Below are 7,297 nucleotides of genomic sequence, written 5' to 3'. Positions count from 1 at the left end.
CTGTCATAATCAAGTAAATTAAGTGTATGTTGCTTTTTACTATCTACTTTTTGTTCATATATTTTTTGTCCTAAAATATTAAATACTTCAAGTAAAGTAGTATTAATTACTTTGCTAAAATCAATTGTAAAAATACCATTTGAAGGGTTGGGATAGATAATAATATTTTCAATATCTTTTACATTATTAATTTGAGATGATATTCTTGTATTTCCATTAACATAAATTAAAACATTTGTAGAATCAGAAACTAATGGATATTGAAAATCAAATATACTATAAGTTAAAGGGTAATACCCAGCGTTAAGACCTACAATATTGAAACAATTGATGTTTCCTGTTAAATTTATATTAAAAAAGTTAGAAGTAGGAAAAGGAATATTCAAATTCAAATTACTCACATTCTCACCCAAAACAGCACCCACAAAACTATTAGGAGCAGAAAACCCACAATCAGCGGCATAGCCATCGTTTTTTAAAATGTTATTACTTGTCGGGTCTTCATGGGTTGAGCCTAAAAATGTACCGCTGGTATCAAAATAAAAAACATCTGGATTAGCTCGAACGGTGTTATAAATCGTAAAACTAACTATAATATCATTCACACAACCCGATGTGCTGCCACTTGGGCAAAGTGTGTAGGTAAAAATATAATCGCCGGGTAAAGCATTTGCAGGTACATTAACAGTGCCATCAGGATTAATCGAAAATCCTGCGGGAGCAGTAATATTGCTAAAAGTCACATTTTCTGAAGTAGCACGAATTTCACCAAAAGAAACATCATTTAAAAAGGTTTGTTCCGTTATATAAGCATCCGGTTTATAGCATACATCTACGAAAAATTTTTCTTTTGCATTTAGAGCATCGTCAAAAATGATAAGTGTTATTTTTTTAAGTTCACTTAGTAAACATCTATTTTTCAATTTGTAATCAAAAGAATATGTTCCAGGTGCAAAATCTGGAGGTAAATTTAAAGTGCCATCAGAATTTACTGTAATATTATTAGTCGCCCCAATTAATTGAATTGTCAGCCCTAAAAAATTTGAAGTAATTAGTTCACCATTAAATAAATCATTATTTAAAATACTTGGAGATAAATGAGATTCTGGTATATAAGGTAAATAAAAAAAATCATCGTTTGCTATTAATTCACCTCCTGTAATTACTGTAACGGTTATTGTAAATGGATCAACACAATTGTTTTCTGCGAAAAAAGTATAATTTCCTGATTGAACATTATTAATAAGATGTGGTTCCCATACACCATTTAAATTATTATCAGAAATATCAGGCAATCTTGGTGGAGTAGTTCCTTTGCAAATAGTTGTAGGAAAACTAAACGTCGGGATTGTGTATCGGTCAATAATATTAACATTTATACTAGAAGATGATAAACAAGAGTTAGAAAGAGTGTATGTTAAGGTTACTGTACCTGTATTAAAAGTTGTAAGTTCACCTGTTTCAGGATTTATTGTTGCAATTGAAATATCAGAACTAGACCATAAACCGCCATGAATGTTGGAATTGTAAGTTGAACTTTCTCCTGTGCAAACATTTAAATTTCCTTCTAAATTGATTTCAGGGTTAATTATTTCTACGTTCATTTGGGCAAGAGTTGCACATTGACCATTATCTGGTGTAAAAATATATAGAGTTGAAATAGTAGTGTTTATCTCAGGCGACCAAGTGCCTGTAAAACCATTACTTGAAAGAGTTGGTAAGGTAAAGGGGGTTCCGATACAAACAGGGGCTAAACTCATAAAAATTGGTGATATGGCATTTTCATTTGTTACTGCTACAGTAAGTGTCGTTGGGATTGCACAAGAATTTGCATTAGGTGTAAACGTATAAGTTGTGGTGGACTGATTGTTAAAATCAGGACTCCACGTGCCAGTAAAACCATTATTTGATAGTATTGGCAAAGTGTAGGCTGCGCCTATACATATTGGATCAATAGGAGTAAATAGCGGAATAATTTCGGCACCTGTTACTAATATGTTTCTAATAAGTGCAATAGGGCAACCCGAGCTATTTTGATAATGATAGGTAATTGCTATTGTTCCTACTCCAGCCAAAGCGGGATTAAAAGAATAAATTCCTGGTGTTGATATAGAATTTGAAACGCCTAGTCCTGAAAAGTAACCATCTAAAGGTGTTCCATTTAAAAAAGCATGTAAATTCTCAATATTTTCAGAAGCACATGTCATTGTCTCTGGAAGTATAAATTTTGCATCATTTGTTGGAATTAATGAGACATTATCTATAAAGTTATAGGAATAAATATAATTGTCGCTAATTTCGTTCAGTTCATTGAACGCACAACCATTTGAAGGAGAAGAGATAATAGGATTTGTCGAAAATTGGACATTATTAACTCCGCCTAAATATAAATACTGCTCGCCCCCACTATTAGTTGTAAAATTGAAGACAACTGTATCCCACTGGTTATTATCAGAATTGGTGGTAAACGTAGCGTTTTCTAAAAATATACCATTATTAATGTCATGATTATATGGATATGCCCTTGGAATATAATCTGAACTCAGAAAAGCTTGTACTTTAATTGGATTGGCACTTGTCATTTCTGCTAGAGAAATGTTGAAACTTAATTGATAGTCTGTATTAGGTTCTAAAGAATTAGATAATTTTGAAGTAATTGTTTCATATACATTTAGTTCACTTGAATTAATATTTTTTAAAGCAAAAAAGCCGGTATGACCTTTACTGTTTAAATTTGTAATGTTTTGATTTCCAGCAGCACTACAAGGGATTGATGGGCTTCCTAATTGAATTGGTGAATCAATATGAAAATAATCTGGGCCGGCAAAACTATCTGCCCACCAACCACAAGCCAAATTTAAATTTGCCCAATTATCTGGTATAGATGAATTTTGTTTAAAATCACCGTTTAAAATTAAATCACATGGATTTGGTAAAGGAACACAACTAGATAATCCTTCGGGATTATTTGGTATAACATAGACATAAATATAAGTTATATTTCCTTTTTGTATTCCGTAAGTTGGTACATAACGCAGTAAATGTAACCCAACACTAGTGCTATTAAATTCTATAACTGTAGAAGAGTTTCCAGACGTTACTGATATAGTAGAATTTCCTGTAATATCCTCTAAACCCTCAAAACCAGTTGCATTATGATCATTTAGCAAAATATTATAAATATTTATATTGGGAAATATACTAGTATTTCCAAAAAAAGTATAAGTGACGGAATTATTTGCACCAAAAGTAATTCCATCATTAATTCCTGCAACTATTATACCATCACATATTGAGCCTCCATAATCGTAAAAAGTATTATTCCCATTAATTTTTGTACCGCTTACACCGTATATAGTGTTCACAGCATAACCTAAATCACATAGAGCATTTCTCTCTTCTGCTTTTAAAAAACGTTTTGTTACACCATTCCCGTTGGCATTACTCATTACAAAATAACTATCATTCCCATGAGCATCACTACAACTGGGATAGAGTTCATCTTCAAAATGGCTTAAACTACTTCCGCTTTCGAAACAAGTTGGCGTATAAACAGGAACAGTAAAAACCGCTCCAAAATATTTAACTGCATTGTTGCAAACAGTAGTATTTATAGTACTTCCTGTATTGATATTTCCGCTGATTGTACAATTTGGGTGTAAAATATTACTAGATAATAAAGTTGAATTGAAAGTATTATTATATAAATTTATAGTTGAATTTGTAGAAAGTAAAGGAACATTTGTATCGCTTTTTAAAAACAAATCATATCGGGAAAAATAATTAAAATCGACAGGAAATTTTGAACTTCCATCAACATCAATTAAACTATTAAAACCTAATGCGTGAGTTATTTCATGGAGTACAACAGTATAAAGGTCTTTTTCTGTTGTATCTGCAAATACCGAAGTGTCTAAATTCCAATTAATTGATGAATCAAAGTTAATTGCCATATAACCATGAAAAAATATTCCAGAAGAGTTTGATCCACTACCAGCAGTAATTAAAGGATTCACAACATTTGTGTAAGAATCTATTCCATTGTGAATTGTTTTCCAAATTTCATTGTCCGTTATTCCTCCTGTAGTAGCACTAGCTGGGAAATTATAAAAACCACTTGCTAAACCTAATGCTTGTGGTGGTACGTTTGGTATATTAGCAATATTTCTAATCCAGATATTTACTTTTGTGGTTGATGTTGGTTGTAATGCAGAAGATGATGTTGTTAAAAAAGCAGATAAATCATCAAACACATTACAAATAACTTGTCGCCTTAAATTATGATTAATAACTGAATTATCTTCACAACCACTTCCTTCTTCAAAATACAAATTAAAAATGGAGTTGTTTGAACAAGATAATAAAGTTACTCTACTTTCTGCTGTACTTTGCGTATTAATTAAAATATCATTGAATGTATATTGGTTTCCGCTTTTATCAAAAATATTATCCATTAAACCACCTGGCGTAAAATGGATTGGTTGGGGTACTTGTGCATGAATCAAATAATTCATTAAAAAGAAAGTAAAAATAAATAACTTATCAAACTTTAATTTTTGTGTGTTGAGTGTTGTGTGTTGTGTGTTGTGTGTTGTGTGTTGTGTGTTGTGTGATTGAGAGTAGAGTTAATTTCATGTACTTAGAAATAAATGGATTAGCATTTCAAATCTAACGAAAAAATGTTTAACTTTTACATTTAATAAAAAAAGCCAAACTAATGTTTGACTCTTTTTAATGTAAAGGTATGTTTTAATTATCCTTTCAACGCTTCTGCTCCACCAACAATCTCTAAGATTTCGTTCGTAATAGCAGCTTGACGTGCTTTATTGTAAGTTAATTTCAATTGATTTCTCAATTCCGTTGCATTATCAGTTGCTTTGTGCATCGCGGTCATACGAGCACCATGTTCGGAAGCAAAAGAATCGCGAATAGATTTGTATAATTGCGTTTTTAATGATTTCGGAATCAAAGTCAACACGATTTCTTCTTTTGATGGTTCAAAAATATAATCTGAGCTTGCGGTTGCAGCACCAACTACAGGAGCTAAAGGCAAAAACTGTTCGGTTTGAACGATTTGCGTAGCTGCATTTTTGAATTGATTATATACTACTTCAATTTTATCGTAAGCACCTGAAATAAATTTTTCAGATAATAGATCAGAAATAGCGGCAACATTGTCAAAAGTTAAATGATCAAAAACATCACTTTTGTTTTCAACTACATTATGTGTTTTGCGTAAAACATCGTTTCCTTTTTTACCGATTGCAAAAATATCCACTTGTTTTCCTACGTAAGAATCGGCTACAACTTTGACTTGTTTGATAACGTTAGTATTAAAAGCACCACATAAACCTCTGTTTGAGGTGATAGCTACGACTAATACTTTGTTGACCTCACGTTGTGAAGTATAATCTCCTCCAACTTCGCCATCCATCGAAGCACTTAAGCTTTGAAGAATCTCCGTTAATTTTTCGGCATAAGGTCGCATTGCCGTAATGGCATCTTGAGCCTTTTTTAGCTTAGCTGCAGAAACCATTTTCATAGCCGATGTGATTTGCATCGTCGATGAAACGGAAGTAATTCTATTACGTATTTCCTTTAAGTTTGCCATTTTTTAATTTGGAAATTTGGAAATTTAAAAATTTGAAGATTAAAAATGGTGTCATTTTCAAATCTTCAAATTTTCAAATTATCTAATTAATTATATTTCGCTGAAACTTCTTTTGCTGCATTGTCTAAAACATCAGTAATTTCGTCTGTGAATTTACCTGCTTTTAATGCATTCAAAGTATCTTTATGCTTGTTATTCAAGTATTCTAAGAAGTCTCTTTCGAATTCTTTTACTTTCGTAACCGGAACATTTCTCAATAAGTTTTTAGATCCTGCATAGATAATCGCTACTTGGTCTTCCACTTTATAAGGGTCGTTTACCGCTTGTTTTAAAATTTCAACGTTTCTTTTTCCTTTTTCAATTACGTTTAAAGTAACGGCATCCAAATCTGAACCAAATTTTGCAAACGCTTCCAATTCACGGAATTGAGCTTGGTCTAATTTTAATGTACCTGCTACTTTTTTCATTGATTTAATCTGAGCGTTACCCCCAACACGAGATACTGAAATACCTACGTTGATCGCTGGACGAACCCCTGAGTTAAACAAATCACCATCCAAGAAAATCTGACCGTCTGTAATCGAAATTACATTGGTTGGAATATACGCAGAAACGTCACCCGCTTGTGTTTCGATAATTGGTAAAGCTGTTAATGAACCACCACCTTTTACGATTGGACGTAAAGATTCCGGTAAATCGTTCATGTTTTTAGCGATATCATCATCTGCAATCACTTTTGCCGCTCTTTCTAACAATCTTGAGTGAAGGTAGAAAACGTCTCCAGGATAAGCCTCACGTCCTGGTGGTCTTCTTAATAAAAGAGAAACCTCACGATAAGCAACAGCTTGTTTTGACAAATCGTCATAGATAATTAAAGCCGGACGACCTGAATCACGGAAATATTCTCCGATTGCTGCTCCTGCAAATGGTGCATATACTTGCATTGGTGCAGGATCGGAAGCATTTGCTGCTACGATAATCGTATAAGCCATTGCTCCTTTGTCTTCTAATGTTTTTGCAATTCCGGCAACAGTTGACGCTTTTTGTCCAATTGCTACATAGATACAAAACACAGGTTGACCTGCATCATAAAATTCTTTTTGATTTAAAATGGTGTCAATACAAACAGTTGTTTTACCTGTTTGACGGTCACCAATTACCAACTCACGCTGACCTCTTCCTACCGGAATCATCGCATCAATCGATTTGATACCAGTTTGCAATGGTTCAGTTACCGGCTGACGGAAAATTACTCCGGGAGCTTTTCTTTCCAATGGCATTTCATAAAGATCTCCACCGATTGGTCCTTTACCATCGATTGGATTTCCTAATGTATCTACTACACGACCTACCATTTGCTCACCCACTTTTAGGGAAGCGATACGTTGTGTTCTTTTTACAGTAGAACCTTCTTTGATACCTGTTGAAGGACCTAACAATACTACCCCAACATTGTCTTCTTCCAAGTTTAATACGATTGCTTCCAATCCGTTGTCGAATTGTACTAACTCTCCGTATTGAGCATTTGATAAGCCGTAAACACGAGCAATACCATCTCCTACTTGAAGTACTGTCCCTACTTCTTCTAACGATGCACCTGATTCAAAACCAGATAATTGTTTTTTTAATATTGCTGAAATTTCAGCAGGTTTAATTTCCGCCATTGTGCTATATCTTTTTTGGAAT

The 7,297-nt window shown here is 33.2% G+C and carries 3 protein-coding genes; all 3 read right to left on the bottom strand.

Annotation, left to right across the window (positions count from 1 at the left end; all coding sequences use genetic code 11):
- The coding region (locus C0512_RS09975; RefSeq protein WP_290861117.1) for a T9SS type A sorting domain-containing protein at positions 1–4,514 on the bottom strand (4,514 nt) is incomplete at its 3' end.
- Between the two features lie 239 nt (positions 4,515–4,753).
- A complete protein-coding gene (gene atpG / locus C0512_RS09970) occupies positions 4,754–5,611 on the bottom strand; it encodes an ATP synthase F1 subunit gamma (protein ID WP_290861116.1) in 858 nt (285 codons plus the stop codon).
- 86 nt (positions 5,612–5,697) lie between these two features.
- Positions 5,698–7,275: a F0F1 ATP synthase subunit alpha gene (gene atpA / locus C0512_RS09965; protein ID WP_290861114.1), complete on the bottom strand. Its 1,578-nt coding sequence runs from the start codon at positions 7,273–7,275 to the stop codon at positions 5,698–5,700.
- Positions 7,276–7,297 lie beyond the last annotated feature (22 nt).

This window comes from Flavobacterium sp. (assembly GCF_013822155.1).
In the GTDB taxonomy this organism is placed as follows: domain Bacteria; phylum Bacteroidota; class Bacteroidia; order Flavobacteriales; family Flavobacteriaceae; genus Flavobacterium.
This window is presented reverse-complemented; position numbering and strand designations above follow the sequence as displayed.